Here is a 26,728-nt window from a genome sequence, read left to right as displayed (position 1 = left end):
GTCAGAGCTCCTTTCGGATGTCGACGACCCGGAGGATCGCGGCGACCATCAAAAGCACGACGATCAGCAGCACGACGGCGTTGGCGGCTGCCGCCGGGTACTGCAGCAACGACATCTGGTTCTTCATCATCAGCGCCACCGACGCGCTCTGCCCGCCGGACATGACCTGCACGGTGGAAAAATCCGCCATCACCAGCGTCACGACGAAGATCGAGCCGATTGCCATGCCGGGCTTTGCGAGCGGCAGAATGACGTTCCAGAGGATCTGTGAACCGCTCGCGCCGCAATCGCGCGCGGCCTCGATCAGCGAGCGATCGATACGCATCAGCGTGTTGAAGATCGGCGTCACCATAAAGAGCGTGTTGAGATGCACCATGGCGAGCACGACGGCGAAATCGGAATAGAGCAGCCATTCGATCGGCTCAGGGATGATGCCGAGTTGGATCAATGTCGAGTTGACGAGGCCGTTGCGGCCGAGAACCGGGATCCAGGAGATCATGCGGATGATATTGGAGGTGAGGAACGGCACGGTGCAGACGAGGAAAAGCACCATCTGCATCGTCGTCGTGCGGATATGGAAGGCAAGGAAATAGGCGGCCCAGAAGCCGATCGCGAGCGTCAGCGCCCAGGTGATCGCCGTGAATTTCAGTGTGTTGAGATAGGTCTTCCACGTCACCCACGAACCGAGCGTGTCGGTATAGTTCATCGTCAGGAAATCGGGATAGAGCCCGGCGAAGTCGTAGTCCCAGAAGCTGACGACGAAGATCGTGAGGATCGGCAGGATGAAGAAGAAGCCGAGGATCAGGATGAGGGGGGTGGCCTGCAGGTAGGCGATCAGCCACCCGGGTGCGCCAAGGGCGCGGGGTGCCTTGCCCGCCGTGACCTCTGCTGATTGCGAAGTCGCAATTGTCGCCATTATAGATCCTCTTGAAATTGCTTCTGGAGTGCCCCTCATCCGCCTGCCGGCACCTTCTCCCCGCGCGCGGGGAGAAGGGACTTGCGGCGACCTTCTCGTCCCCCTCCGCTCTCGCCAATGAAAGTGCGAGCGCGGCGCGCTCGTCCCCTCTCCCCGCGTGCGGGGAGAGGGCTAGGGTGAGGGGCATTTCGCCACATGAGCGAGGGGCGATGCCTACGCCGCGATGAACTCGTTCCAGCGGCGAACCATGTAACGGTCCTCGTCCATCACCGAGTTCCAGCACGCGACTTTGCCCATGCGTTTCTCGAACGAGCCGCCGTCGCGCACCGCGCCAGCCTTTTCCATGACCTTGCCTTCTGGGGAGAGGATGTCGCCCTTTGCCGGCTTGCCTTCGACCCAGAAGCCCCACTCGTCCTCTGACATATGCGCCTTGGCCGTCTCCATAGCGGCGGAATAGTAGCCCTGGCGGTTGAGATAGGCGCCGACCCAGCCGGAGAGATACCAGTTGATATATTCGTAAGCGGCGTCGAGCTGAGCGCCTTGCAAATGGGCGGCAAGACCGAGGCCGCCGCCCCAGGCGCGGTAACCTTCCTTCAGCGGCTGGTACTTGCAGGCGACCCCCTTGGAGCGGACGGCGGCGACCGCCGGCGACCACATGGACTGGATGACTACCTCGCCCGAGGCCATGAGGTTGACGCTCTCGTCGAAGGACTTCCAGAAAGCACGGAATTGGCCGCCCTGCTTGGCCTTGATGAGGAAATCGATCGTCTGGTCGATCTCGTCCGTCGTCATGTTGCCCTTGTCGGCATATTTGATCTTGCCCATGGCCTCCATGATCATGGCGGCGTCCATGATGCCGATCGACGGGATGTTGAGGATCGCCGCCTTGCCCTTGAAGGCGGGATCCATGATGTCAGCCCAGGTGGTGATCTCGCGGCCGACGAGGTCCGGGCGAATGCCGAGCGTGTCGGCATTGTAGATGGTCGGGATGAGCGTCATCCACTGCGTCGGCTCCTTGGCGAAGGTCTTGGAATCCTGCGCTTCGACGAAGCCGACGGTGTGCGGCGCGGTGCCCTGGGCGATCACGCTGTCGGGCTTCAGCTTGCCGTTGATGAAGAGCGGCACGATCTTGTCGTAATATTTGATCCTGGTGACATCCATCGGCTGCATGACGCCAGCCGGGAAGACCTTCTTGGCGATCCAGTATTCGATGTCGGCGATGTCGTAGGAGTCCGGCTGGGTGACGGCGCGCTGGGCGGCTGCGTCGGAGTCGGTCGCCGTCATTTCCAGCGTGATGCCGAGGTCCTGTTTGCACTTCTCGGCGATCGCGTTGATGTTCGAAACGCCGGTACCGAACTGGCGGAGCGTGATCGGGTTCTGCGCCCAGATGGTCGGGAAGCCGGTGATCGCACCGGATCCGGCGATGGCGCCGACGGCGGCAGCGCCGGTCTTAAGCAGCGAGCGCCGAGAGATACCCTTTTGAGCTTTCAATGAATTGGCTTCGGTTGTCATGCGCAGTTCCCCTTCTTGGTGCTTAGTGGTTAGTTTTGAGCAAGACGCGGGCGAAAATGCTTCGCAGCTTTCTGGTCTCGCTATGCTGAAAGATGGCCGAGAGGGATCACGTCCTCCAGGGCCCAGCTCAAGGACACCGCATCGCCGACGGACACGGGCCTCTTGAAATAGTCGGCGTCGGAGAGGATCACGGTGAAGTCGTCGCTGCCTGCACCGATCACGGTGATTTTCACGGAAGCGCCGCGATATTCGACATTCGACACGATGCCCTGGAAGCCGAGCGACTTTTCCGAGGCCGGCTCAAGACGGACGCGGTCGGTGCGGATGCCGATATCGATTGGCTTGCCGACCTCCTGCGCGATATCGCGCACGGTGAAGCTCTGGCCTTCCGGCACGTGAAGCGTCACGATGCCATCTTCGATCTTCGTCACGCGGCCCGAAAGCACGTTATGGTCGCCCATGAAGCGCGCGACGAAAGCGGTCGCCGGCTTTTCGAAAACGGTCCGTGGCTTCGCCGCCTGCTCGATCCGACCGTTGTTCATGATGACGATCAGGTCGGCGAGCGCCATTGCCTCTTCCTGGCTGTGGGTCACGTGCACGAAGGTGATGCCAAGCGTCTTTTGCAGCTTCTTCAGCTCCGCCCGCATCCGGACCTTCAGGAACGGGTCGAGCGCGGAAAGCGGCTCATCGAGCAGCAGCGCCTCCGGATCAGTGATGAGCGCCCGGGCGAGCGCCACGCGCTGTTGCTGGCCGCCCGAAAGCTGCGCCGGGCGGCGCGTCGCATAGGCTTCCATCTGCATCAGCTTCAGTATTTCCAGCGCCTTCGCCCGGCGCTCGTCCTTTTCGACGCCCTTCATCTTCAGGCTGAATGCGACGTTGTCGACGAGATCGAGATGAGGGAACAGCGCGTAGGATTGAAACATCATTGCGGTGCCGCGCTTCGCCGGCGGAAAATCCGTGACCACCGTGTTGCCGAGGCGAATGTCGCCGGACGAAATACTCTCGTGACCGGCAATCATACGCAGTGTCGATGTCTTGCCGCAGCCGGAAGGTCCGAGAAAGCAGCAATAGCTGCCGGCGGGGATCTTCAGGCTTATCGAATGGACGGCGGTAGTCGTTCCGTAGATCTTGGAAACGGAGGCAATATCGATCTCTGCCGCTTTTGACATGGCGTATTCTCCTTGCGAAAGCAGAGAAGCATCAAGCGTGCCAGTTCGCTCGCCAGGCTATAAGGGCATGATCTGTAGGAGATAATTACCCGCCGCAGCGAAGCGGTACGGGTCGCCACTGACCAAGTGCACATTTTATAGGCGTTTGTCGCCAATAACTAAGGCAATCGTATACAATATCGCAAATAATTGCGTGCGAATGGCTGTTAACTTCCCGCCTCCGTCACGCTAGAGTGTCGGCATGTCCGGATCGCCAGCCTCATGACCTCATCAAACCTCGCCACCTCCGAAAACGCCGTCGAAATCGGTGCTTCCCATATCCGCGACTCGATCCGTGAGGCGATCGTCGAGCGGCGTCTCGCGCCCGGCACCAAGCTTTCCGAAAACGATGTTGGCGGCCTTTTCAATGTCAGTCGCACCGTCGTTCGAGCCGCACTCCAGGCGCTCTCTTACGAAGGGCTTGTCACGGTCGAAAAAAATCGGGGCGCCTTTGTCGCCTATCCTTCGATTGCCGAGGCGCAGCAGATTTTTGCGACTCGCCGGCTTATCGAGCCGGGCATCTTGCGCGAAGCGACCCGTCACCTAGGGAAGCGGCAGATCAAGGAGCTGCGTGCGCTGCTTGCCGAAGAGGAGCGGTTGACAAGCGAGCGCGGCCAGTCGGCGCGTCGTGCCGAGATCAAGGCCTCCGGCGACTTCCACCTGGCGCTCGCGGCGATCACCGGAAATGCCATTCTCCAGCGTTTCATGGACGAACTCATTGCACGGTCCTCGCTGGTGATTGCGCTTTACGGCCAGTCCGTGGTCTCAAGCTGCGGCCACGCCGAGCATCAGCAGATTATCGACGCGTTGGAGAGCGGCGATATCGAGGCTGCCTGCAGGCTGATGCTCGATCATATCAACCATATTGAGGCCGACCTCGATCTCCAAGCGAAGCAAAGCGGTGATCTGAAAGACGTTCTGCGTCTCTAGAGCGCCGTGCGTTCAAGTGAACGCACAAAGGACGCTCTAGCACTTTGATTCTAGAGCATCTTATCCGCTTTCAGTGATTCCGCTTGAAAGCGGGATGCTCTAGGATCCACGTTCAAGTGGCCGGTTTGAGGCCGCTTGCCCGCGGGATAATTTCTGTGATAATTCTCACAAATATTGTGCTGTGCGGGCTCTCGCTCGCATTGTGGATCGCGGAAACCGAGACCGATGGCCAACCGCAAGTCGACGCGTATCACGACCTTGACCGACGCGCTTTCGGCGCGGCGCGTGCTGCATCTGAAAGAGGCTGCCGTTTTGCTTGGCGTGTCGGAAATGACGGTACGTCGCGACATTGCCGACAATCCCGGGCTTTTCGGCTATCTCGGGGGTCACATCGTTCCCGCGGCCGATATCGAAAGCGACGTTCCCTATGAACTCGCGCGCGCGGCCGACAGTCATGCGGCCGCCAAGCGTGAGGCCTGCGCCCATGCTGCACGATACATTCTTCCCGACGAGACGATCTTCATCGACTGCGGCACGACGCTTGAATATCTCGTCGACCTCATTCCGGAAAATTATTCAATAACCGCAGTCTGTTATTCTTTGAACGCGGCCGACCGCCTGACCCGGAAACCCAATGTGCGGATCGTCATGCTGGGTGGTCTTTATCATCCGTCGTCGGCATCCTTCTCAGGCGATTCCGGCCTGGAGACGCTTGATCGGCTTGGCATCAATGTCGCGTTTCTCTCGGCCGCCGGGATCGACCAACAGCGGGGAGCGACCTGCGTTCATTTCCATGAGGTGCCGATCAAACAGAAGGTGATCTCGCTCGCCCGGGAAAATTACCTTGTTGTCGATCGCAGCAAGATCGGCAAGCTGAAGCCGGCCTTTTTCGCGCCCACGGGCGCCTTTCGGGCGATTATCACGGAAGACGGCGAGACGGCGGTCGCATAGGGCGTTTCGCGGACGCGGCTCTTTGCTTGACAGATGGGCCGTTTGGTGGAATTTTAACATAAATAGATAGAAAGATAACAATGTCGCCAAGGCGGACAAAAGCTGCGAAGATGCGCGCCCAAGGGCGACATCGGCGATACGAGGAGTAGTCGTTTGGAAGACCTTGCTGTGAAGAGCACGGCGGCGAGACCTGCTGAGACCGCCGGCGTCGGTCACAATTGGCCGCGCAACGATGGCGTCGAGCTCGACCTTTCCTGGGTGGTCGATCAGCGCGTCAATCTGTCGGCGGCGGAGCGGCGCGTTGCGACGCTGCCGGGGCGGCGCACCGTCAAGAAGGACGCCCAGGCCGCCTGGCTGCTGAAGGCCGTGACCTGCATCGATCTCACTACGCTCAATGGCGACGACACGACCGAGCGTGTCAAACGGCTGTGCGCCAAGGCGCGCCAGCCCGTGCGCCAGGACATTCTCGCGGCGCTCGGCATGGGCGATCGCGGCATCACGACTGGCGCCGTCTGCGTCTACCATCGTTTCGTTTCGACCGCCGTCGAGGCGCTCGAGGGTTCCGGCGTCCCGGTTGCCGCGGTCTCCACCGGCTTTCCGGCGGGTCTTGTGCCGCACGACGTGAAGCTGAAGGAAATCGAGGCCTCGGTCGCCGATGGCGCGCGCGAGATCGATATCGTCATCACGCGCGAGCATGTGCTGACCGGCAATTGGCAGGCGCTCTATGACGAGATGCGCGATTTCCGTGCGGCATGCGGCGACGCCCATGTCAAGGCGATCCTCGCGACCGGCGATCTCAAGACGCTGCGCAACGTGGCCCGCGCATCGCTCGTCTGCATGATGGCCGGCGCCGACTTCATCAAGACCTCGACCGGCAAGGAAGGCGTCAACGCGACGCTGCTCGTGACGCTCGTCATGCTCAGGATGATCCGGGCCTATCAGGAGCGCACCGGACTCAAGGTCGGCTACAAGCCGGCCGGCGGCATTTCGGCGGCAAAAGACGTGCTGAACTACCAGTTCCTTATGAAGGACGAACTAGGGCGTGAGTGGCTGGAGCCGGATCTCTTCCGCGTCGGGGCATCGAGCCTGCTTGCCGACATCGAGCGCCAGCTGGAACATCACGTCAGCGGCGCCTACTCGGCCCTTAACAGACACCCGATAGGATAATTCCGATGAGCGTTGCCAGGTATTTTGACGAAATGTCCTATGGTCCCGCACCCGAGGCCGATACGGAAGCACGCCAGTGGCTTGCGCGCCACAAGGGCGAGTTCGGCCACTTTATCAACGGCGCCTTCGTCGCTTCGGCGTCTGGAAAGACGTTCGATACCTACGAGCCGGCGACCGGCGCGTTGCTCGCCAAGATTGCACTCGGCGGACGCGAGGACGTCAACGGCGCCGTTGCCGCCGCCCGCAGGGCGCAGGGCGCCTGGGCGAAGCTACCCGGCCATGCCCGCGCGCGTCATCTCTATGCGCTGGCGCGAATGATCCAGCGCCACGCGCGTCTCATCGCAGTGGTCGAGGCGATCGACAACGGCAAGCCGATCCGCGAGACACGCGACATCGATATCCCGCTGGCCGCCCGTCACTTCTACCATCATGCCGGCTGGGCGCAGCTGCAGGAGTCCGAGTTTGCCGATCAGGTGCCGGTCGGCGTCGTCGGCCAGGTCATCCCGTGGAACTTCCCCTTCCTGATGCTTGCCTGGAAGGTCGCGCCGGCATTGGCGCTCGGCAACACCGTCATCTTGAAGCCGGCCGAATTCACGCCGCTGACGGCGCTGCTCTTCGCCGAACTCGCCGCAGCAGCCGGGCTGCCGCCGGGCGTCCTCAATGTGGTGACGGGCGAGGGCGAAACCGGCGCGCTGATTGTCGAGCACGAAGATATCGACAAGATCGCCTTCACCGGTTCGACCGAGGTCGGGCGCCTCATCCGTGAGAAGACCGCCGGAACCGGCAAGTCGCTGACGCTCGAGCTTGGCGGCAAATCGCCCTTCATCATCTTCGACGATGCCGATATCGACGGCGCGGTCGAGGGCGTGGTCGATGCCATCTGGTTCAACCAAGGCCAGGTCTGCTGTGCCGGTTCGCGCCTTCTCGTCCAGGAGGGCATTGCGCCGCTGTTTTATGAGCGGCTGAAGCGGCGCATGGGAACCCTGCGCGTCGGTCATCCGCTGGACAAGGCGATCGACATGGCGGCAATCGTCGCGCCGGTGCAGCTGCAGCGGATCGAAAGTCTCGTCACCCAGGGCGTTACCGAGGGCGCGTTCCTGCATCAGCCGAAGATCGAACTCCCGAGGGGCGGCAGTTTCTATCCGCCGACGCTGCTCACCAATGTCCAGCCGACATCGATCGTCGCCACGGAGGAAATCTTCGGACCGGTGGCCGTTTCGATGACTTTCCGCACGCCGGAAGAGGCGATCCAGCTCGCCAATCATACGCGCTACGGCCTTGCCGCCAGCGTCTGGAGTGAAACCATCGGGCTCGCCTTGCACGTGGCCGCGAAGCTCGCGGCCGGTGTCGTCTGGGTTAATGCCACCAATCTCTTCGATGCGGCGGCCGGCTTCGGCGGCAAGCGCGAGTCAGGCTTCGGCCGTGAGGGCGGGCGCGAGGGATGCTATGAATATCTGAAGCCGAAGGCGTGGGTCGGGCGCAAGCTCCGTGCTGCTCCAGCCGAACCCGCCTTTAAACAGGCGGCAGGCGACTTCGCCATGCCGGCGCTCGACCGCACCGCCAAACTCTTCATCGGCGGTAAGCAGGCGCGGCCGGATGGAAACTATTCGCGACCGGTGCTCTCCGCCAAAGGCAAGGTGATCGGCGAGGTCGGCGAAGGCAACCGCAAGGATATCCGCAACGCCGTCGTCGCGGCGCAGGCCGCATCAGCCTGGTCTTCGGCAACGACACATAACCGCGCGCAGATCCTCTATTACATTGCAGAAAACCTGAGCAGCCGTGCGGCGGAATTTGCCGATCGCATTGGCGCGATGACCGGCGCCTCGGCCGCCGGTGCCAGGGCCGAGGTCGATGCCTCGATCGCGCGTCTCTTCACCTATGGCGCTTGGGCCGACAAGTACGAGGGCGTCGTGCACCAGCCGCCGCTGCGCGGCGTCGCGCTGGCGATGCCGGAGCCGCAGGGCGTCGTCGGCGCGATCTGCCCGCCCGAGGCCCCGCTGCTCGGCCTCATCAGCCTCGTCGCGCCGTTGATCGCCGTCGGCAACCGCGTGATAGCCGTTCCGAGCGAGCAGCATCCGCTGGCGGCAACGGATTTCTATTCCGTGCTCGAAACATCGGATGTGCCGGCCGGCGTTATCAATATCGTCACCGGATCGGCCGTAGAGCTCGCCAAGACGCTGGCCGCCCACAACGATGTCGATGCGCTCTGGGCCTTCGGCTCGCCGGAGCTCTCGAAACTGGTCGAGAGGCTTTCCGTCGGCAACCTGAAGCGCACGTTCGTCGACTACGGAAAGGCCATCGACTGGATGGACCGGACGGCTGCCGAAGGCCCGGCCTTCCTGCGCCGTGCCGTCGACGTCAAAAACATCTGGATCCCCTACGGCGAGTAGGGATCACGCATTCTTCCGGCGGGGGAGACGACCAGAAGAGCGGGGGGAAATCAGAACGACCTGTTGACGACCGGCGCTGGAAACGGCCTGATGCGACCGCGCGGCGCCGGACGTTTGCCGGCGGTGGTCACAGTGCCGCGCGTCTTATCAGACCGCCGCTGCAGCCCTATGAATTGCTACATGATTCCTTAAATCGGTTCCGATCTAAGGAATCATGCAGGGGAGGAGGACAGGAATGCTCAAGAATATCGACCCGGCTCTCAACGCCGACGTGCTGCACGCGCTGCGCTCGATGGGACACGGCGACACGCTGGTCATCTCGGACACCAATTTCCCGTCCGACGCGATCGCGCGCCAGACGACGCTCGGAAAATTGCTGCACATCGACAATGTCTCGGCCGCGCGCGCCGTGAAGGCGGTGCTTTCGGTCCTGCCGCTCGATACGCCGCTGCAACCTTCGGCCGGGCGCATGGAGGTCATGGGAGCACCCGAGGAGCTCCCGGCGGTGCAGCGCGAGGTTCAGGCCGAGATCGATCGTGCCGAGGGCAAGCCGGCACCGATGTACGGCATCGAGCGCTTCGCTTTCTACGAGGAGGCGAAGAAGGCCTATTGTGTCATCACCACGGGCGAGACGCGTTTCTACGGTTGCTTCCTCTTCACCAAGGGCGTCATTCCGCCGGAATCCGCCTGACGCCTCGGGCGTGACGAAGGCGAAGCGTCGCGGTCATAAACGTGCCGCGACCCGATCGAGATTGGTGCGCGACGGACCCGCTTTACTTCGCCGCGGTCCGTGCGGCTGCGAGAAACGCGAGCTTCGCCGGCATCTCGATGAGCTTCGAAAGCGCGACCCTTTCCGGCGTGTAGTGATGCTCGACGTCCAGACAGTTGACCGTGCCAAGCAGTTCACCACCGACGACGACAGGAATGTTCACGACCGATCCGCAGCCGAGTGCGGCGATCGTCTCGTAGTCGCCGAAGACCGTGGAAATGTCAGCGATTGTATTGGCGACGAAGGTCTCGCGCGCCTTGTGGACCGTGTCGAACCAGCGATCGTAGTGGATCGGCTTGGTGCCGGAGACCGGATATTCGTCGGGATGGGAAGTATAGGCGCGGCGCGCCAGCTCGTTCGCCATGTCCACCGTCATGATCGTGAAAAGCTTGGCGCCGATCAGCTTTCGGCTGAGCGTCTGCAGCGCGCGGTAGGGCGCTTCCGTGCCGGTGTCGTTGGCAATGGTCGCGTCAAATTCCGCCAGGGCGGCGATATGCTCGGTATTCATCATAGTTCCTTGGGAGGCTTTGTGTGAGGAGGGTTCGAGCAATTCCAGGAAAAGTGTGTAACGGTTTTTCGTCCGGATTTGCGTAATTTCAAAGAGTTAGGTCATTTCACGGGTTCAAGGAAACAATGAAATGATCTAGGTGGAGTGTGCGGCGCTGATCTGCATCAGTTCGCGCGAATAGGGTTCCTTTAGTTCACCGCGCTTCAACTCGTCGACGCCGACCACTTCGACGATGCGGCCTTGGCGCATGACCGCCAGCCGGTCGCAGAGAAACGAGACGACCGGCAGATTGTGGGTAACCATCAGGAAGGTGAGGTTCTGCTCGCGGCGCAGTCGCTTGAGCAGGTTGAGGATTTCCGCCTGGACCGAAACGTCAAGCGCCGAGGTCGGCTCGTCGAGCAGCAGGATCTTCGGTTTCAGCATCAGTGCACGGGCAATCGCCACGCGCTGGCGCTGGCCACCGGAAAGCTGGTGCGGAAAGCGGAAGCGGAATTTCCGGTCGAGGCCGACAGATGCCATGACCTCTTCGACCCGGGCGCTCCGGTCGCCGATGCCGTGGATCGTCAACGCTTCGCCAAGCGTCGCGTCGACGGTCTTGCGCGGATGCAACGAGCCATAGGGGTCCTGGAACACCATCTGGCAGATCCGCGAGAAGTTGCGGTCGACGCCGTGGCTGCGCGGCTTGCCGAGAACGCGGATCTCGCCGGTCCAATCCGGCGCCAACCCGGCGATTGCCTTCAGGACGGTGGACTTGCCCGAGCCGCTTTCGCCGACGAGCGCAAAGCTTTCGCCCTCGGCGATGTCGAGGCTCACTTTGTGGGTGATCTGCGTATCGCCGTAGGAGATGTCGAGGTCTTTGAGAGAGAGCGCGGTCATGCTTTGGCCCAGGCGCTGCGGTCGAGCACGGGCAGCTCGTCCCTTGTTTCATCGAGACGCGGAATGGAGGCGATGAGGCCGCGTGTGTAGGGGTGCTTGGCGTTCATCAATTCGCCGGCCATGCACCCTTCCACCACTTCGCCGGCGTTCATCACCAGGATCCGGTCGCAATAGCTTGAGACGAGATTGAGGTCGTGGCTGATGAAAATCAGCCCCATACCCTTGCGCCGAACGAGTTCGTCGATGATGTCGAGCACCTGTGCCTGGACCGAGACGTCGAGTGCCGAGGTCGGCTCGTCGGCAATGAGCAGGTCCGGCTCGGGAATGAGCATCATCGCTATCATCACCCGCTGCCCCATGCCGCCTGAAACCTCGTGCGGGTAAAGCCGCGCAACCCGCTCCGGATCGGCGATGCGTACCGATTCGAGCATGGCATGCATGCGGTCGTTTACTTCCCGCCGCGGCAGACGTTTGTGCGTCAGCAGCGCCTCGGCGATCTGCTCGCCGATGGTCATCACCGGATTGAGCGAGAATTTCGGGTCCTGCATCACCATCGAGATGCGGGCGCCGCGGATGGAGCGCATCTGCTTTTCCGAGCGGGTGCGAAGATCGATGCCATCGAAGGCGAGCTTGTCTGCGGTCACGCGCCCGGGCGCGCGCACGAGCTTCAGGATCGAACGGCCGGTCATCGATTTGCCGGAGCCGCTTTCGCCGACGATGCCGAGGCGCTCGCGTCTAAGCGTGAAGGAGACGCCGCGGACGACGTCGATATCGCCGCGTGCCGTCGGGAAGGTGACACGCAGGTTTTCGATTTCGAGAAGCGGTCTCATCAGCGCTGTTCTCCGCTCTTCGGGTCAAGCACGTCGCGAAGACCATCTCCGAGGAAGCAGAAGCCGAGGCTGACGAGAATGATCGCGAAGCCCGGCATCGTTGCGACCCACCATTGATCGAGAATGAAGGAGCGTCCGCGCGAGATCATCGCGCCCCACTCCGGCAGGGGCGGCTGGGCGCCGAGGCCGATGAAGCCGAGGCCGGCCGCTGTCAGGATGATGCCGGCCATGTCGAGGGTGACGCGGATGATCATCGAGGAGGTGCAGAGCGGCAGCACATGGCCGAGATTGACCCGAAGGCTCGACGCGCCGAGCAGCCGCACGGCGGCAATGAACTCGGAATTCTTGAACGTCAGCGTTTCGGCGCGCGCGACGCGCGCGTAGCCGGGCCAGGAGGTGATCGCGATCGCGATGATGGCGTTCTCGATCCCCGGGCCGAGCGCGGCGACGAAGGCGAGCGCCAGGATCAGCTTCGGCAGCGACAGGAAGATATCGGTGATGCCCATGAGGATGCGATCGACCCAGCCGCCGAAATAGCCGGAGACGACGCCGATGACGAGTCCGGCCGGCGCCGCAAGGACGGCGACAAGTGCGACGATCACCAGGGTAATGCGGGCGCCGTAGACGACGCGCGACCAGATATCGCGCCCGAGTTCGTCCGTGCCCATCCAGTGTGCGGCGCTCGGCGGCAGCAACCGTTCGGCAAGTGCCTGGCGTAGCGGATCGTGCGTCGCGAGCCACGGCGCAAAAAGGGCTGCGAGGATCAGGGCGGCGATGATGATCGCGCCGATCACCGCCAGCGGATTGTGCATCAGCGCGCCGAAGATGCGGTAGAGCCGGCCAAGCCGGGCCTGCATCGGGGAAGCGGGGCTGTCGTCGATCAGCCAGTCGCGAAGCGTCGCCACGTCACACACCTCCCTAGCGCGCACGCGGATCGAGCACGCGATAGAGCACGTCCGAAATCTTGTTGATGCCGATGAAGACCGCACCGACCACGAGGGTCGAGCCGAGCACCGCGGACATGTCGGCGTTGAGCAGCGCCACGGTCAGATAGTTGCCGATTCCGGGCCAGGAGAAGATCGTCTCGATCATCACCGAGCCTTCGAGCAGGCCGGCATAGGAAAGCCCGATGACGGTGATCAGCGGCACGCGGATCGGCCGGAACGCATGGCGCCAGATGACCAGCCGTTCCGGAACACCCTTGACCCGGGCGGTGGTGACATATTCCTGGCTCAGCTGGTCGAGCATGAACGAGCGCGTCATGCGGGCGATGTAGGCCAGCGAGAAGAAGCCGAGGCAGGAGGCCGGCAATATCAGATGCCAGACGGCGTTGCCGAAGACCTCCCAATCGCCGGCGATGATGCTGTCGATCAGCAGGAGGCCGGTCACCGGCTGCACGATGCCGTCGAGGAAGATCTCGACGCGGCCGGGGCCTCCCACCCAGTTGAGCCGGGCATAGAACACCGCGAGGCCGACAAGGCCGAGCCAGAAGGCGGGAACCGAATAGCCGAGCAGGCCGACGACGCGGATTGCCTGGTCGAGCCAGGAGCCGCGCCGGCTTGCGGCAATGACCCCGAGGGGAACGCCCAGCAGGACACCGATGACGATGCCGAGCGTTGCCATCTCCAGCGTCGCCGGGAAGACACGGGCAAGATCCTCGAGAACGGGCCGCCCGGTCGAAACCGAGGTACCGAAATTGCCGGTCAGCACGTCGCCGACATAGCTTACGAACTGCGTCGTCAACGGACGATCGAGGCCCATTTCGACGCGCACCCGCTCATAGACGGCGGCGGGCGCACGGTCGCCGACGACCGCGAGCACCGGATCGATCGGCACGATCCGGCCGATGAAGAAGGTGATCGCGAGAAGTCCGAGGAACGTTACGGCCAGCGTGACGAGAAAACCGGTCGTTGCGATGAGCCGGCGATGGCCCGAGCTGGTCGGGCCACGGCGGCGCGCTGGCCCGGCGACGGTGGTCGTGCTGTCATCTGCCACGGCGGCTCCATCCCTCATAACCCTGCGTTGGACCACGCCCATAGCGCAAGAATTCGCTTGGAGTATATAAACAAATTTGCTTAGATCAAAAAAATTTTACTGAGGAGGAGACTCGGTGACTGCATCGGACGATGCCCGTGCCGAACAGGCAAGCGCGAATTCCGCGCCGCAGCCGAGGATCGGCGCGCTGGTGCGCGCGCGACGGCGGCAGATGCACATGACGCTTCAGGAACTCAGTGATGCGGCCGGTGTTTCGGTCGGCTATCTCAGCCAGGTCGAACGGGATCTCGCCATGCCTTCGCTTGGCACGCTCGCCCAGATCGCACGCGGCCTCGACACCGAGATCAGCCATTTCATCCTCGCCCCGGCAATCGACACCGGTCTTTCGCGCGCTGAAGACCGAATGGTCTTTTCCGTCGGTGGCTCTCCGGTCGCCTACGAGCGCATCGGCGCAGACTTTGCCGGAAATCAGCTTTCGAGCTTCGTCATCACGATCCCGCCGGGCCACCGGTCGGAAGTGTTCAGCCATGAAGGGGAGGAGATCGTCTTCATCCTCGATGGTGAGATCCTCTTCAGCCTCGATGGTGAACAGACGACGCTGACGAACGGCGATGGGCTGCATTTCAGGGGCATCCAGCCGCATTACTGGTGGAACAGGACCGACAAGGCAGCGCGCATCCTCTGGACCGGAACGCTGCCGCTTTTCCGGCCGCGAACCGCCGCACCGAAGGAAGCGGGCCGTGCCGAGACCACGGGAACACCGGCACGGCCCGCAAAAACCAAGTCTCATCGAAAACAGGAGAAGCGATGATGAAAATCTTCAAGGCCGCGGTGTTCGCGGCATCACTGGCGCTCAGCGTTTCGCCGGCAGCATTCGCGGAAACGCCGGCGGATGTGCTGGTCGTCGCCCAGAACATCGACGACATCGTCAGCATCGATCCGGCTGAGGCCTATGAGTTCTCGTCGGGCGAATATGTCACGCAGACCTATGACCGGCTGGTGCAGTATGACGCGCCCGACGTTCAGAAGCTCGCGCCCGGCCTCGCCAGCGAGTGGACAGCGGATGACGCCACCAAGACGATCACCTTCACCCTGCGTGACGGCGTGACCTTCTCGTCCGGTAATCCGCTGCGTGCAGAGGATGTGGTCTACTCGTTCAAGCGCGTCGTGGCCCTCAACAAGGCACCTGCCTTCATCCTGACGCAACTCGGCTGGACGCCGGAAAACATCGAGAAGATGGTGACCGCCGACGGCAACAAGGTTGTCGTCAAGTATGAGGGTGACTTCTCGTCCGCCTTCGTGCTCAACGTGCTCGCCGCCCGCCCGGCATCCGTCGTCGATGCCGAGACGGTCAAGGCGAACGAGCAGAACGGTGATTTCGGCAATGCCTGGCTCAAGGCCAACTCCGCCGGAACCGGACCCTTCGTCCTGCGCGCCTTCCGCGCCGGCGAACTCCTGAACCTCCAGAGCAATCCGAACTATTTCGGCGGCGCTCCGGCGATCAAAGGCGTGATTATCCGCCATGTGGCAGAAGCGGCGACCCAGCAGCTCCTGCTCGAGACCGGCGACGTCGACATGGCGAAGAACCTGACGCCCGATCAGGTCGCCGGCATCACCGGCAAGGAAAACATGAAGGTCGAATCCTATCCGCAGGCGGCCGTTCACTTCCTCTCCTTCAACCTGAAGACCACTGCCCTGCAGCCGGAAGCCGTCTGGGAAGCCGCCCGCTATCTCGTCGACTACAAGGGCATGACCGACAGCTTCCTCAAGGGGCAGATGCAAGTGCACCAGGCCTTCTGGCCGAAAGGCTTCCCGGGCTCGCTCGACGAGACGCCCTACGGCTATGACGTTGAAAAGGCGAAGAAGATCCTCGCCGACGCCGGTATCAAGACGCCGATCAAGGTGACGCTCGATGTCATCAACTCGACGCCCTTCACCGACATGGCGCAGTCGCTGCAGGCTTCGTTCGCTGAAGCCGGCATCAGTTTCGAGATCATTCCGGGAACCGGCAGCCAGGTGATCACCAAGTATCGGGCCCGCACCCATGAAGCGATGCTGCTCTATTGGGGCCCGGATTTCATGGATCCGGATTCCAACGCTGCTGCCTTCGCCTTCAACGAGGACAACTCCGACGATCACTACCAGTCGACGACGACCTGGCGGAATTCCTGGGCCGTTCCGGCAGAGCTCAACGCGGCCACCAAGGCGGCGAAGGCGGAGGCGGATCCCGCCAAGCGCAACGCGATGTATGTCGACCTGCAGAAAAAGGTGCAGGAGAAGTCGCCGATCGTGATCATGTTCCAGGCGGCGACCCAGGTGGCGATGAACAACAATGTCGCGGGCTACGTCAACGGCGCCACGTCCGACTTCGTCTTCTACCGCCTGGTGAAGAAGAACTAGGCGACGCACGCGGATCGCCATGCGCGCCGCGTCCATTTCTTTGGGAACAATCGCGCCGCGGCCTAATAAGGTCCGCGGCGTTGTTGCGGGAGCGGAGCTTTGCCTCGATATTGCGCCGGTCGCTTGCGCAGCGGGAGGGGACGGTGAATGGCTGAGTTGAAGGTAAGGACCAGGGAGACGGGCGCGACCGCCGTCGTCGGGCGCACGGGCTTCCCGCACGTGACATCGGTCACCGGTGGCGAACTCGATATCGTCACCAGCCCGTCACAACCGGGCTATGGCCCGCTCGATCTTCTCTATGCTTCGCTCGCGAGCTGTCTGGTGCTCAGCGCCCGCATCGCCGCGAGCCGCTTCGGTGTGCTCGACAGGTTGACGGAAGTTTCAGCAAAGGTGACCGGCGAGAAAGCCCACGACGAGCCGTCGCGTGTCGCACGCTTCGACATCGAGTTTTCCATCAAGGGCGATTTCGACGATACCGTTCGCTATGCGATCGCGGAGGCCACGGAAAACGAGATCTGCACCGTCAGCAACACGCTGCGCGGCAATCTCGCATTCACGACCAGAGTATCGGAATAGCGCTGCGTCCGACGATGGCTTCGTCAGGCGGACGACGCGTCTGCGTAAGGCAGCAGTTCCGCATCGAAGTCGACTTCGACGACATTGTTGAACAATGCAGTGGCGACCATGATGCCGGCAAAGGCGACGAGGTTGACGAGCGTAGCGTCGTCGTAGCGTGCCTTCAGCCCGTCCCAGATCGCGGCCGAAACATTGTTGGAATCCGCCACGGTCGCCCGACCGAACGCAATGAGGCGCTCCTCGTCCTCGCTTGGCGCGATCGACTTGAAATCAATTCCCGCATTGGCAAAGGCGCGGCGAAAGAATCCCATTGCGATGCGGGAACGCATCGCCTCGGAGATCGCGTGGCAGAGCAGCCAGACGGCACGGTCGTCGAGGGCAGGGCGCAATTCCTCTCGCAGCGTGAACCACTCCGCGTAGATGCGGTGTGCCGTCGGCGAATGAAGCAGCGTGCGCTTCATATTCGTCATCCGCCCGCGAAGGCGGATCTCCTCGTCGTGTGCCGCGCGGATCGCATCGGACGCGGTGTCATAATCGATCTGGGGAATGTGGCTCACGATACTTTCCTGTTGCTGTGAGGCGGACTGGCGGCACCGCACCCAGATGAGGCCGGCGGACATGTCGTCGCGATGTTATCGCGCGCTCACCTTTCGGCTGTCATTTATCTTTCACGCCGAGCGCCCGCAACCAGAGAACCGCTTTACAGCTTTCCACGTCAGGCTTTAGAAACGGTTGGTCCAAACCAAAGGGTGCAAACAATGCCGCAGCCACGCCCCGTCTACGAGTTCAACTCAATCATTGTCCGCACGCCGTCGCAGTCCGTCGTCAACGGGCTGCGCGCTGACGATCGCGGCAACCCGACCTTTGAGGGCGTGAAGGCCGAGCATGACGCCTATATCGGCGCGATGCGCGAAGCGGGCGTCAAGGTGACTGTTCTGCCGGCACTCGAAGCCTTCCCGGACTCGATCTTCGTCGAGGACCCGGCGCTGGTCTTCACCGAAGGCGCGATCCTGCTTCGGCCGGGTGCCGCGACCCGCGTCAACGAGACCAAGGAAATCGAGCCTGCCCTGCGCGAAATGTTCGACACTGTTCTCGACCTGCCGGGCACGGGCTATGCCGATGGCGGCGACGTGCTGACGACGCGCGAAAGCGTGATGATCGGTCTCTCGGCCCGCACCGACAAAGCAGGCGCCGAAGCGCTTCGGAGCTGCCTCGACAGGCTCGGCCGTAAGAGCGAGATCGTCGCGACGCCGGAAGGCGTTCTTCACTTCAAGACCGATTGCTCGCTACTCGACGACGAAACCGTGCTTTCCACCAATCGCCTGGCGCGCTCGGGTGTCTTCGAGAAATTCAGGCAGGTCATCATTCCGGAGGGCGAGGAGGCGGCCGCCAATGCGCTCCGCGTTAACGACGTCGTCATGGTCGGCGCCGATTTCCCGCGCACGATCGAGATGCTCGACAAGGCGGGCTACAAGGTCGTGCCGCTGAAGACCACGGAAATCGGCAAGATCGATGCCGGGCTCTCCTGCATGTCGCTGAGGTGGTTCAACTGCGGCAAAGGTGTGTGAATCGGTCCGCACAGGCAGCGGGGCGATACCGGATCGTCGCGGGCGCGTGACTGCTCGTTAATTGTTCGGGGGCGCCCAATCTGCTATCATTTTAGTTATGGCTAATGCGGCTCGGGACAGCCGCCGGCCGATACAATGACAACGATGAATGCGATCCGGGAGAACGGCCATGAAACGGCTTCTAACGGCCGCTGCTCTATTAGCAGCAAGCAGTTTGGTTGCAGTGCAGGGCGTAGCCGCCGACGCAGCCGCCGACGACGCTGCACTGATCAAAAGCGCCGAATCCGCTGCGCCCGCTGCGGTAGCAAGCGGCGCTGCGATCCACACTGTGGACGAGAAAGGCACTATGCGCACGTTGAGGGAGGGCACGAACGGCTTCTGGTGCATGCCGGACAATCCGGCCACACCCGGCCCGGACCCGATGTGCGGCGATGCCAATGCGATGGAATGGGCGACGGCATGGATGCAAAAAAAGGAGCCGCCCAAAGGAAAGGTAGGGTTCATGTATATGCTCGCCGGCGGCACCGACGGAAGCAACACCGATCCCTATGCGACGAAACCCGAAGAGGGTAACAACTGGGTGGAAACCGGCCCGCATGTCATGATCGTCAACGCGACCGACATGATGCAAGGCTATCCGACGGACCCTAAGCCCGACGCATCCCGGCCGTATGTGATGTGGGCAGGCACTCCTTACGCCCACCTTATGATACCGGTGAAATAGCTGCAGCGGAAAAGCCGCTGGCGCGCGCAAATCGGCAGCTACACCGCCGTGCGTCTTATCAGACGCGTGGCGTTGTAGACGCTCGAGGCTGACCGGATTGCTCTGAAGGCCCCAGAGTCGGCAGGGATGAGCACCGCACTACTTCGCCGGTGTAAGATCCCCGAAGACCGTCGGAATCAACTCCGACACCGTCGGGTGAATGTGCATGGCGCGGGTAATCAGAGTATAGGGCTTCTTCGCATACATGACGTCAAGAATGCTCTGGATCGCCTCGTCGCCGCCGGTGCCGAGGATCGATGCGCCAAGGATTTCCTTGGTGTCCGCGTCGACGATTACCTTCATGAAGCCTTGCGTCTCGCCCTTCTCGACCGCGCGCCCGACCCGCGCCATCGGCCGGGTACCGATCAGGAGCTTGCGCCCGCTGTTGCGGGCCTCGGTCTCGGTCATGCCGGCGCGACCGAGCGGCGGATCGATGTAGAGCGCGTAGGTCTGGATGCGGTCGGTCACCCGGCGTGGATCGTTGTCGAGGAGATTGGCGGCAACGATCTCGAAGTCGTTGTAGGAAGTGTGCGTGAAGGCGCCGCGGCCGTTGCAGTCGCCCATCGCAAAGATATGCGGAACGTTCGACTGCAGGAAATCATCGACCTCGATATTGCCCCGTGCGTCGGTCTTCACGCCAGCCTTGTCGAGCCCGAGATCGTCCGTATTAGGCCGGCGTCCTGTTGCGAGCAGCACATGCGAACCGATGACTTCCGGCGCCCCGGTCGTGCAATCGACGCCGGCGGCAACCCCATTTTCATGCTTGGAGAAACGGATGCATTCGGCATTCAGGCGGATACGGATGCCTTCCTTATCGAGAATGTCGCGGATCGCATCGGAGACATCAGGATCTTCGCGTCCGATCAGGCGCGGCCCCTTCTCGATGACCGTGACTTCGGAACCGAAGCGACGGAACATCTGGGCGAATTCGAGTCCGATGTAGCTGCCGCCGATGACGACGAGATGCTCCGGAAGTTCGGTGAGGTCCATCATCGACGTGTTGGTGAGATAGGGGACGTCGTCGACTCCCGGAAAATCAGGGACTGCTGCGCGTCCGCCCGTGTTGATGAAAATCTGCTCGCCGGAAATCAGCTCATCGCCGATGCGGACCTCCGTCGGGCTTTCGAAGCGTGCGTGGCCTTCGATTACGGTGCAGTTCTTCATGCCCTTGAGCCAGCTTTCCACGCCCGAGCGGGCATCGAGGCGCACCTTTTCCTTGCGCGCCATGACGCGGGCGAAGTCGACGGAAATGGCGCCGGTCGTCATGCCGTATTCGGCGCCGCGGCGGGCCGTGTGGATCGCGTAGGCGCTCGCGACCATCGCCTTGGTCGGCATGCAGCCTGTGTTGACGCAGGTGCCGCCGAAAAGCTTGCGTTCGATGAGCGCAACGGTCTTGCCGGCCGCGGTCAGCCGCCCGGCAAGCGAGGGTCCCGCTTGGCCGGCGCCGATGATGATTGCGTCGACGTGCTTGCTCATGACACGGAGGACACCACCCAGAACGCCAGCAGAATTGCTATCAGATCTTCGAGAAGGGCGACCGGCAGGTCCTTGCCAATTGCGAGACCAAGTCGCTTTCGTGCTTCGTAGCCGCCGAGCGTACCGATGATGGCCCCGATCACGCCGGCGACCGCACCGCCGACAGGCGATCCGCCCGCGGTGCCGATCACCGCGCCGCAGAAGCCGCCGCTGACGATGCGCGCGCCGAACTGCTGCGGCACCTTGCGGCTCGGGGTACTCGGAAGCTGATCGGTGACGTATTCGACAAGTGCGAGCAGGCCGAAGATATAGGGCGTGAACCGGAAGCCCATAAAAGCCGCCCAGCTACTGGCGACCGGCAGCCAGCCGGCGGCCGCGGCGATGCTGGCGGCGGCGGGCGCGGTCATGGCACGAAGCCCCGCCACCACACCGATGAAAAGCGCGAGAATATAGACGGACATGCTTCCCCCGAAACAATTCCATGCGCGGACCAAAGAGTGGCCGAGAACCGTATCGATTGCAATGTCCAATCGAAGGCTGTGCGTGTTGAGAATTCAACCGCAGGTGCGAGCGCACAACTCACTCTATTTTTCGCCGAACCCTGACATATATGGAATGGCTTACCCCGACGCAGCGGAGAATCCGTGATCAAACTGCGAGACCATTTCGAGGGAGACAATCATGCGCCTGATCAAGACTGTTATCGGTACCGCTTTTGCCATTGTGCTCACCGCTGCCGCGGCTGAGGCCGATGTCGTCGTTTCCTCAAAGATCGACACGGAAGGGGGCGTGCTCGGCAACATCATTCTCGCGGTCCTCAATGCCAACGGCATCAAGACCACGGATCGTGTTCAGCTTGGCGCAACACCCGTCGTGCGCAAGGCGATCACCGCCGGGGAGATCGATATCTATCCGGAATATACCGGCAACGCGGCCTTCTTCTTCGAGAAGGCGGACGACCCGGCCTGGAAGGACGCTGCCAAGGCCTATGAGCAGGCCAAGAAACTCGACTACGACGCCAACAAGATCGTTTGGCTGACGCCGTCGCCCGCCAACAACACCTGGGCGATTGCATTGCGCAAGGATGTCGTGGAGGCCAACAAGCTCAAGACGCTCTCCGACTTCGGCAAATATGTCTCGGGCGGCGGCGAGGTCAAGCTTGCGGCTTCGTCCGAATTCGTCAACTCGGCCGCGGCGCTGCCAGCGTTCCAGACGACCTATTCCTTCACGCTGAAGCCGGACCAACTGATCACGCTTTCGGGCGGTGATACGGCGGCGACGATTGCCGCGGCGGCAAACCAGACGAACGGCGCCAACGCCGCGATGGTCTATGGCACCGATGGCGGCATCGCGCCCTCGGGCCTCGTCGTGCTAGAAGACGACAAGGCCGTCCAGCCGGTCTATCAACCCGCGCCGATCATCCGCGAAGCGGTGCTCAAGGAAAACCCCAAGATCGAGGAACTCCTGAGACCGGTCTTCGAAAAGCTCGACCTGGTGACGCTGCAGGAACTTAACGGCCGCGTCCAGGTCGGTGGCGAACCGGCCAAGACCGTTGCCGAGGACTTCTTGAAGAAGAACGGCTTTCTGAAATGATGTGATGAATGGAGGCGCTTGTTCGAGCTCGTTTCGGCCAAGCGCCTTCGATCGGACGGGCAACTTCTGAAACGCCACGGGTGATGGCATGATCCAAGGAAAGGAACGCGTGCCATTCCGCGTCGACAAGCTCGGCGTCGTCATTGCCGCGCTCGCTGTCTACGGCGCGCTTCTTGCTCCGTTTGCGACCTTCCGGGCCAACCGCATCGTCCAGGGTGATGCGAAGGCAATTCTGGAGGCCTTGCCGCCATCGCTCGGATACACGCTTCTCGCCCTCGTCGCATTGGCCGCCGCAATTGCCTTCTTCAAGACGCCGAACCTGGTGCGAATGGCTGTGGCCTTTGCCGCTCTCGTCGCGCTTGGCGTTCTCATCGGCACGGCCGCCAATCATCTGACTCCGCCGGAAAACACCTATGCCCGCGTTTCGCCGGCCTCCGGGTTCTGGGTCATGGTTTTTGCCTTGTCACTTCTGGTCGCCGATGCGCTGACACGCATGAATCCCGGACCGGTCATCCGACTCCTCTTCCTTTCCGCTGTTCTCGCAGCCGCCGGTGCGATGCTGATAGCCGGCGGCTGGGACGGGCTTTCCATGCTGAAAGAATATGCGAGCCGTACCGACACCTTCTGGAAGGAGGCGGGGCGACACGTGACGCTCGCGCTCGGATCGCTTGCTGCGGCGACCGTCATCGGCGTGCCGCTTGGCGTGGTTTGCCATCGCGTGGAACAGCTGCGTGCCGGCGTGTTGAATGTCCTCAACGCCATCCAGACAATTCCCTCGATCGCGCTTTTCGGCATTCTTATCGCGCCGCTCGGCTGGATTGCGACGCATGTGCCGGGTGCAGCGGCAATCGGCATTCGCGGCATCGGCGTGGCCCCCGCTTTCGTTGCGCTGTTTCTCTATTCGCTGCTGCCCGTCGTCGCCAACACGGTGGTCGGGCTCGCCGGCGTTCCGCGCGATGCCAACGATGCGGCGCGCGGCATCGGAATGACGGATTGGCAGCGACTTGCCGGCATTGAGTTTCCGCTCGCCTTTCCGGTGATACTCACCGGCATCCGCATCGTGCTCGTCCAGAACATCGGGCTCGCAACCATTGCTGCCCTCATCGGCGGCGGCGGCTTCGGGGTCTTCGTCTTCCAGGGCATAGGCCAGACGGCGATGGACCTCGTATTGCTGGGCGCTGTGCCGACCGTCGTCCTGGCTTTCGCGGCGGCGATCGTCCTCGACGCCTTGATCGAAATGACCGTAACGGACCGCAAGCAGGGCAATGCCGCATGATCGAAATCGAACAGGTTACCAAGCGCTATGGCAATACGACCGTTGTCGATGACGTGTCGCTGACCGTAGAGCCGCATACGATCACGGTGATCGTCGGCACCTCCGGCTCGGGCAAGACGACGTTGATCAGAATGGTCAATCGACTGGTCGAGCCGACTTCGGGCACGATCAGGATCGATGGGCAGGATAATCGTGTCGTGCCGGATTTCGAGCTTCGCCGCAGGATCGGCTACGCGATCCAGGGCCATGGGCTGTTTCCGCACCGCACGGTCGCCCAGAACATCGCCACCGTGCCGACACTTCTTGGCTGGGACAGGAAGCGCATCGACGCGAAGGTCGAGGAACTGCTGACTCTTTTCCAGCTCGATCCCGCGGCCTTCGGCCCGCGCTATCCGCATGAGCTTTCGGGCGGCCAGCAGCAGCGGGTCGGCGTTGCGCGCGCGCTTGCCGCTGAACCGAACGTTCTGTTGATGGATGAACCCTTCGGCGCTCTCGATCCGATTATCCGCTCCAAGGCGCAGGACGACCTTGTCGCCATCCAGAAGCATTTCGGCACGACGATCATCCTCGTCACCCATGACATGGAGGAGGCCTTTCACCTCGCCGACCGGATCGCCGTGATGGACAAGGGAGAGGTCGTGCAATATGCGACGCCGGCCGAGATGCTGGTCAAACCCGCGACACCCTTCGTCGAAACACTGATCGGCACCAGCGAGCGGCCCTTCCGGCTGCTGGCGATCGACACGGCCGCGGACGCGGTCGAGCCCGGCTCGGCCGAAGGCGCGCCGATACCGGCGACGCTCAGCCAGCGCGAGGCGCTCTCCGAGCTCCTGTGGTCCGGGCGATCCGCGCTACCGGTTGCCGCGCCAGACGGCGCGATCCTCGGCAAGGTCAGCCTCGAAGGGTTGGCGAAACGGGCGGCGAGGCCACGGTGATGGCGTGGCTGCCCAATCTCGTCCGCATGGCGGTTCTGCTGGTGTTGCTCCTCTTCCTGCTGCAACCTTCCTGGTTCGAACCCTTGCTGAGGCCACTGGTTCAGCAAAATGCCCCGGCGATCTATAACCAGGGCAGTCTGTTCTGGCTGACCGTGCTGCATCTGAGAACAGTTTTTGTCGCAACGCTTGCAGCGGCGGTCGTCGCCGTCTCATTGGCGATCCTTGTCACGCGGAAGGCCGGTACCGAATTTCTCCCGCTTTCGCGCAGCCTCGTGAACATCGGCCAGACCTTTCCGCCGGTGGCTGTTCTGGCGCTGGCGGTGCCGATCTTCGGCTTCGGGGAGAAGCCGACGCTGATCGCGCTCTTCCTCTATGGCCTGCTGCCGATCTTCGAAAATGCGCTGACAGGTTTGACGACGCTACCGCCCGCTGTGATGGAGGCTGCACGCGGCGCGGGTATGACGGAGCGCCAGCGGCTCTTCAACATTGAGCTCCCCTTGGCGCTGCCGGTCATCCTGACCGGGTTCCGATTGTCCGTCGTGATCAGTCTCGCGACCGCAACGATCGGTTCGACCGTTGCGGCAAAGACGCTCGGGGAAGTCATCATCGCCGGCCTGCAGTCGAACAACCTTGCCTTCGTGCTTCAGGGTGGCCTCATCGTGGCGGCGCTGGCCGTCCTCATCCATGATGCGCTTCAGGCACTCGAGCGGTTTCTTTCCGGTCGGGTGGGCGCCTAGACCACCCATGGCGGCTCACCACTGCTCGCAGAAGTCGTAACCTTCCAAAAAAGGCGCACAGAACACGTCTGGCATGATCGTGAAAATGAATTTCACATTTTGCCGTATCTGCCGATTTTTTGTTGATGCCCTGAAATTTCTACCCCAGTCTGCGAAAATAAATTACGCCAAGGCAAGGGAACAGCGCGAGCATGAAAGTCGGTATAATCGGACTCGGATTCCGTCTTGGCTATCTGGGCTACGTCTTCAAGGCGATCGACGAGAGCTTCGAGATTGCAGGCTATGTCGACCCGGCGCCTGCCGGCCTTGCAACCCTTACCGAAAAAGGCATATCCGCCGGCAAGGCCTATGCCTCGCCCGAAGAACTGATCGCCAGCGAGAAGCTCGATCTTCTGATGATCGGGTCGCCGAACCACATGCATCTCGAGCATATCCGCATCGGCCTTGAGGCCGGCCTCAAGATTTTCTGCGAGAAACCGATCGTCAGCACGATCGAGCAGAGCCTGGAGCTTGCGGGGCTTCTAGCCAAGCACGGTCACGACCGTCTGATGGTTGGCCTCGTGCTCCGCTACGCGCCGATGTATCGCGACCTCCGCGCTGCCCAGGCTGCAGGATCGCTCGGCCAGATCGTTTCAATCGAGGCGGCGGAACATATCGAACCCTATCATGGCGCATTTTTCATGCGTGACTGGCGCCGCTATGGACGCTACGCCGGCAGCTTCATGCTCGAAAAATGCTGCCATGATCTCGATCTCTATAACGGCGTCGTCGGCGCCCGCCCCGAGCGGGTCGCAAGCTTCGGCGGCCGCAAGAGCTTCATCCCCGCCAACGATCCCGCCCGCGATGGCATCAACGATCTGCAGCTCTTCCACCGCAAACCGAGCGGCTGGCTGGGATCGGACAAGGTCTTCGACAGCGATGGCGACATCATCGACTATCAGGTTGCGATCATCGAATACGCCAACGGCGTTGCGATGAATTTCCACACCAACCTGAACGTGCCGGACCAGTTCCGCCGCTTCTGCGTGATCGGATCGCGCGGCATGGCCGAAGGCGACTTCATCCGCGGCTATCTCGATGTCCACGAAGTGCTTTCCGGCAAGAAGGTCGTCGAGAAGAAATATGCCAAGGAGACGGCGCTGTCACAGCACTACGGTGCCGACGAGCAGATGGCGACCGACATTCTCGCACACGTCAAAGGTGGCGCGCCGCTGCCGGTCTCGCCGCTCGACGCCTTGGAAGCCGGCATCCTGGCGCTCTCCATGGATGAAGCGCGGATGAAGCGAACAGTCGTCGACCTGCGCCCGCTGTGGGATCGTTTCGACGAAGCGCTTCACGCCCGCGCGGCCTGA

The 26,728-nt window shown here is 62.2% G+C and carries 26 protein-coding genes; 15 read left to right on the top strand and 11 right to left on the bottom strand.

The window, feature by feature from the left end:
* Position 1 precedes the first annotated feature (1 nt).
* The 3 genes from RB548_RS29420 to RB548_RS29410 form a co-directional block, all read right to left on the bottom strand.
* Complete coding sequence (locus tag RB548_RS29420; protein ID WP_331375926.1) at positions 2–916, bottom strand: ABC transporter permease; 915 nt, start codon at positions 914–916, stop codon at positions 2–4.
* A 213-nt stretch (positions 917–1,129) separates the two neighbouring features.
* Positions 1,130–2,428: an ABC transporter substrate-binding protein gene (locus RB548_RS29415; protein ID WP_331375925.1), complete on the bottom strand. Its 1,299-nt coding sequence runs from the start codon at positions 2,426–2,428 to the stop codon at positions 1,130–1,132.
* A gap of 80 nt (positions 2,429–2,508) precedes the next feature.
* Entirely contained in the window at positions 2,509–3,597 is a 1,089-nt protein-coding gene (locus RB548_RS29410; protein WP_331375924.1) for an ABC transporter ATP-binding protein, read from the bottom strand.
* A 261-nt stretch (positions 3,598–3,858) separates the two neighbouring features.
* On the opposite strand from RB548_RS29410, the gene RB548_RS29405 reads away from it, so the two are divergent.
* From RB548_RS29405 to RB548_RS29385, 5 genes are all read left to right on the top strand, one after another.
* Positions 3,859–4,566, top strand: coding sequence for a GntR family transcriptional regulator (locus RB548_RS29405; RefSeq protein WP_331375923.1), 708 nt, complete (start codon positions 3,859–3,861; stop codon positions 4,564–4,566).
* Positions 4,567–4,791: 225 nt separating this feature from the next.
* Positions 4,792–5,517, top strand: a complete 726-nt coding sequence (locus RB548_RS29400; protein ID WP_331375922.1) for a DeoR family transcriptional regulator — start codon at positions 4,792–4,794, stop codon at positions 5,515–5,517.
* Positions 5,518–5,670: 153 nt separating this feature from the next.
* Positions 5,671–6,684, top strand: coding sequence for a deoxyribose-phosphate aldolase (gene deoC, locus RB548_RS29395; protein ID WP_331375921.1), 1,014 nt, complete (start codon positions 5,671–5,673; stop codon positions 6,682–6,684).
* Positions 6,685–6,689: 5 nt separating this feature from the next.
* A complete protein-coding gene (locus RB548_RS29390) occupies positions 6,690–9,074 on the top strand; it encodes an aldehyde dehydrogenase family protein (protein ID WP_331375920.1) in 2,385 nt (794 codons plus the stop codon).
* A 235-nt stretch (positions 9,075–9,309) separates the two neighbouring features.
* Positions 9,310–9,765, top strand: a complete 456-nt coding sequence (locus tag RB548_RS29385; protein WP_331375919.1) for an RbsD/FucU family protein — start codon at positions 9,310–9,312, stop codon at positions 9,763–9,765.
* Between the two features lie 82 nt (positions 9,766–9,847).
* Here the strand turns inward: RB548_RS29385 and RB548_RS29380 are convergent, their stop codons facing one another.
* The 5 genes from RB548_RS29380 to RB548_RS29360 form a co-directional block, all read right to left on the bottom strand.
* Positions 9,848–10,351, bottom strand: a complete 504-nt coding sequence (locus RB548_RS29380) for a GAF domain-containing protein (protein ID WP_331375918.1) — start codon at positions 10,349–10,351, stop codon at positions 9,848–9,850.
* 135 nt (positions 10,352–10,486) lie between these two features.
* Positions 10,487–11,227 (bottom strand): ABC transporter ATP-binding protein, encoded by a 741-nt coding sequence (locus RB548_RS29375; protein WP_331375917.1) that lies wholly within the window; start codon positions 11,225–11,227, stop codon positions 10,487–10,489.
* The gene (locus tag RB548_RS29370; protein WP_331375916.1) at positions 11,224–12,057 is read right to left on the bottom strand and encodes an ABC transporter ATP-binding protein; all 834 of its coding nucleotides are present in this window, start codon (positions 12,055–12,057) and stop codon (positions 11,224–11,226) included. Before RB548_RS29370 ends, RB548_RS29375 begins: the two co-directional genes overlap by 4 nt.
* Positions 12,057–12,914 carry an ABC transporter permease gene (locus tag RB548_RS29365; protein ID WP_408642504.1) on the bottom strand — a complete coding sequence of 286 codons (858 nt, stop codon included), beginning with the start codon at positions 12,912–12,914 and terminating at the stop codon, positions 12,057–12,059. Before RB548_RS29365 ends, RB548_RS29370 begins: the two co-directional genes overlap by 1 nt.
* A 61-nt stretch (positions 12,915–12,975) precedes the next feature.
* Positions 12,976–14,070, bottom strand: coding sequence for an ABC transporter permease (locus tag RB548_RS29360; protein WP_408642468.1), 1,095 nt, complete (start codon positions 14,068–14,070; stop codon positions 12,976–12,978).
* A gap of 97 nt (positions 14,071–14,167) precedes the next feature.
* Between RB548_RS29360 and RB548_RS29355 the strand changes: the two genes are divergently transcribed.
* The 3 genes from RB548_RS29355 to RB548_RS29345 all read left to right on the top strand — a co-directional run bounded on the left by RB548_RS29355 (position 14,168) and on the right by RB548_RS29345 (position 17,028).
* Positions 14,168–14,863, top strand: a complete 696-nt coding sequence (locus RB548_RS29355) for a helix-turn-helix domain-containing protein (RefSeq protein WP_331375914.1) — start codon at positions 14,168–14,170, stop codon at positions 14,861–14,863.
* Positions 14,863–16,452: an ABC transporter substrate-binding protein gene (locus RB548_RS29350; protein WP_331375913.1), complete on the top strand. Its 1,590-nt coding sequence runs from the start codon at positions 14,863–14,865 to the stop codon at positions 16,450–16,452. The genes RB548_RS29355 and RB548_RS29350 overlap by 1 nt, the downstream gene beginning before the upstream one ends.
* Before the next feature lie 147 nt (positions 16,453–16,599).
* The gene (locus RB548_RS29345) at positions 16,600–17,028 is read left to right on the top strand and encodes an OsmC family protein (RefSeq protein WP_331375912.1); all 429 of its coding nucleotides are present in this window, start codon (positions 16,600–16,602) and stop codon (positions 17,026–17,028) included.
* 23 nt (positions 17,029–17,051) lie between these two features.
* On the opposite strand, the gene RB548_RS29340 is transcribed toward RB548_RS29345, so the two are convergent.
* On the bottom strand, positions 17,052–17,585 hold the full coding sequence (locus RB548_RS29340) for a carboxymuconolactone decarboxylase family protein (RefSeq protein WP_331375911.1): 534 nt from the start codon (positions 17,583–17,585) through the stop codon (positions 17,052–17,054).
* Positions 17,586–17,786: 201 nt separating this feature from the next.
* On the opposite strand from RB548_RS29340, the gene RB548_RS29335 reads away from it, so the two are divergent.
* Both RB548_RS29335 and RB548_RS29330 read left to right on the top strand, forming a co-directional pair.
* Entirely contained in the window at positions 17,787–18,596 is an 810-nt protein-coding gene (locus RB548_RS29335) for a dimethylarginine dimethylaminohydrolase family protein (RefSeq protein WP_331375910.1), read from the top strand.
* A 169-nt stretch (positions 18,597–18,765) separates the two neighbouring features.
* Positions 18,766–19,320, top strand: a complete 555-nt coding sequence (locus tag RB548_RS29330; RefSeq protein ID WP_331375909.1) for a hypothetical protein — start codon at positions 18,766–18,768, stop codon at positions 19,318–19,320.
* 138 nt (positions 19,321–19,458) lie between these two features.
* Here RB548_RS29330 and RB548_RS29325 read toward each other — a convergent pair whose 3' ends face one another.
* Both RB548_RS29325 and RB548_RS29320 read right to left on the bottom strand, forming a co-directional pair.
* A complete protein-coding gene (locus RB548_RS29325) occupies positions 19,459–20,835 on the bottom strand; it encodes an FAD-containing oxidoreductase (protein ID WP_331375908.1) in 1,377 nt (458 codons plus the stop codon).
* Positions 20,832–21,296 carry a DUF4126 domain-containing protein gene (locus RB548_RS29320; RefSeq protein ID WP_331375907.1) on the bottom strand — a complete coding sequence of 155 codons (465 nt, stop codon included), beginning with the start codon at positions 21,294–21,296 and terminating at the stop codon, positions 20,832–20,834. The genes RB548_RS29325 and RB548_RS29320 overlap by 4 nt, the downstream gene beginning before the upstream one ends.
* Before the next feature lie 220 nt (positions 21,297–21,516).
* Between RB548_RS29320 and osmF the strand changes: the two genes are divergently transcribed.
* The 5 genes from osmF to RB548_RS29295 all read left to right on the top strand — a co-directional run bounded on the left by osmF (position 21,517) and on the right by RB548_RS29295 (position 26,728).
* Positions 21,517–22,428: a glycine betaine ABC transporter substrate-binding protein OsmF gene (gene osmF / locus RB548_RS29315; RefSeq protein WP_331375906.1), complete on the top strand. Its 912-nt coding sequence runs from the start codon at positions 21,517–21,519 to the stop codon at positions 22,426–22,428.
* Between the two features lie 88 nt (positions 22,429–22,516).
* Positions 22,517–23,704: an ABC transporter permease gene (locus RB548_RS29310; RefSeq protein WP_331375905.1), complete on the top strand. Its 1,188-nt coding sequence runs from the start codon at positions 22,517–22,519 to the stop codon at positions 23,702–23,704.
* The gene (locus RB548_RS29305) at positions 23,701–24,639 is read left to right on the top strand and encodes an ABC transporter ATP-binding protein (protein WP_331375904.1); all 939 of its coding nucleotides are present in this window, start codon (positions 23,701–23,703) and stop codon (positions 24,637–24,639) included. Before RB548_RS29310 ends, RB548_RS29305 begins: the two co-directional genes overlap by 4 nt.
* Positions 24,639–25,376: an ABC transporter permease gene (locus RB548_RS29300; RefSeq protein ID WP_331375903.1), complete on the top strand. Its 738-nt coding sequence runs from the start codon at positions 24,639–24,641 to the stop codon at positions 25,374–25,376. Before RB548_RS29305 ends, RB548_RS29300 begins: the two co-directional genes overlap by 1 nt.
* A 191-nt stretch (positions 25,377–25,567) precedes the next feature.
* Positions 25,568–26,728, top strand: coding sequence for a Gfo/Idh/MocA family protein (locus tag RB548_RS29295; RefSeq protein ID WP_331375902.1), 1,161 nt, complete (start codon positions 25,568–25,570; stop codon positions 26,726–26,728).

It is taken from the genome of Sinorhizobium chiapasense (assembly GCF_036488675.1).
Lineage (GTDB): Bacteria > Pseudomonadota > Alphaproteobacteria > Rhizobiales > Rhizobiaceae > Sinorhizobium > Sinorhizobium chiapasense.
The sequence above is the reverse complement of the archived record's forward strand: the minus strand, read 5'-3'. Positions and strand labels throughout refer to the sequence as shown.

Excerpts from the sequence above, each read along its gene's own strand:
- RB548_RS29420 (WP_331375926.1), bottom strand. The coding sequence starts at position 916 with ATGGCGACAATTGCGACTTCGCAATCAGCAGAGGTCACGGCGGGCAAG.
- RB548_RS29415 (WP_331375925.1), bottom strand. The coding sequence starts at position 2,428 with ATGACAACCGAAGCCAATTCATTGAAAGCTCAAAAGGGTATCTCTCGG.
- RB548_RS29410 (WP_331375924.1), bottom strand. The coding sequence starts at position 3,597 with ATGTCAAAAGCGGCAGAGATCGATATTGCCTCCGTTTCCAAGATCTAC.
- RB548_RS29405 (WP_331375923.1), top strand. The coding sequence starts at position 3,859 with ATGACCTCATCAAACCTCGCCACCTCCGAAAACGCCGTCGAAATCGGT.
- RB548_RS29400 (WP_331375922.1), top strand. The coding sequence starts at position 4,792 with ATGGCCAACCGCAAGTCGACGCGTATCACGACCTTGACCGACGCGCTT.
- RB548_RS29390 (WP_331375920.1), top strand. The coding sequence starts at position 6,690 with ATGAGCGTTGCCAGGTATTTTGACGAAATGTCCTATGGTCCCGCACCC.
- RB548_RS29385 (WP_331375919.1), top strand. The coding sequence starts at position 9,310 with ATGCTCAAGAATATCGACCCGGCTCTCAACGCCGACGTGCTGCACGCG.
- RB548_RS29380 (WP_331375918.1), bottom strand. The coding sequence starts at position 10,351 with ATGAATACCGAGCATATCGCCGCCCTGGCGGAATTTGACGCGACCATT.
- RB548_RS29375 (WP_331375917.1), bottom strand. The coding sequence starts at position 11,227 with ATGACCGCGCTCTCTCTCAAAGACCTCGACATCTCCTACGGCGATACG.
- RB548_RS29370 (WP_331375916.1), bottom strand. The coding sequence starts at position 12,057 with ATGAGACCGCTTCTCGAAATCGAAAACCTGCGTGTCACCTTCCCGACG.
- RB548_RS29365 (WP_408642504.1), bottom strand. The coding sequence starts at position 12,914 with ATGCAGGCCCGGCTTGGCCGGCTCTACCGCATCTTCGGCGCGCTGATG.
- RB548_RS29360 (WP_408642468.1), bottom strand. The coding sequence starts at position 14,070 with ATGAGGGATGGAGCCGCCGTGGCAGATGACAGCACGACCACCGTCGCC.
- RB548_RS29350 (WP_331375913.1), top strand. The coding sequence starts at position 14,863 with ATGAAAATCTTCAAGGCCGCGGTGTTCGCGGCATCACTGGCGCTCAGC.
- RB548_RS29345 (WP_331375912.1), top strand. The coding sequence starts at position 16,600 with ATGGCTGAGTTGAAGGTAAGGACCAGGGAGACGGGCGCGACCGCCGTC.
- RB548_RS29335 (WP_331375910.1), top strand. The coding sequence starts at position 17,787 with ATGCCGCAGCCACGCCCCGTCTACGAGTTCAACTCAATCATTGTCCGC.
- RB548_RS29330 (WP_331375909.1), top strand. The coding sequence starts at position 18,766 with ATGAAACGGCTTCTAACGGCCGCTGCTCTATTAGCAGCAAGCAGTTTG.
- RB548_RS29325 (WP_331375908.1), bottom strand. The coding sequence starts at position 20,835 with ATGAGCAAGCACGTCGACGCAATCATCATCGGCGCCGGCCAAGCGGGA.
- RB548_RS29320 (WP_331375907.1), bottom strand. The coding sequence starts at position 21,296 with ATGTCCGTCTATATTCTCGCGCTTTTCATCGGTGTGGTGGCGGGGCTT.
- osmF (WP_331375906.1), top strand. The coding sequence starts at position 21,517 with ATGCGCCTGATCAAGACTGTTATCGGTACCGCTTTTGCCATTGTGCTC.
- RB548_RS29310 (WP_331375905.1), top strand. The coding sequence starts at position 22,517 with ATGATCCAAGGAAAGGAACGCGTGCCATTCCGCGTCGACAAGCTCGGC.
- RB548_RS29305 (WP_331375904.1), top strand. The coding sequence starts at position 23,701 with ATGATCGAAATCGAACAGGTTACCAAGCGCTATGGCAATACGACCGTT.
- RB548_RS29300 (WP_331375903.1), top strand. The coding sequence starts at position 24,639 with ATGGCGTGGCTGCCCAATCTCGTCCGCATGGCGGTTCTGCTGGTGTTG.
- RB548_RS29295 (WP_331375902.1), top strand. The coding sequence starts at position 25,568 with ATGAAAGTCGGTATAATCGGACTCGGATTCCGTCTTGGCTATCTGGGC.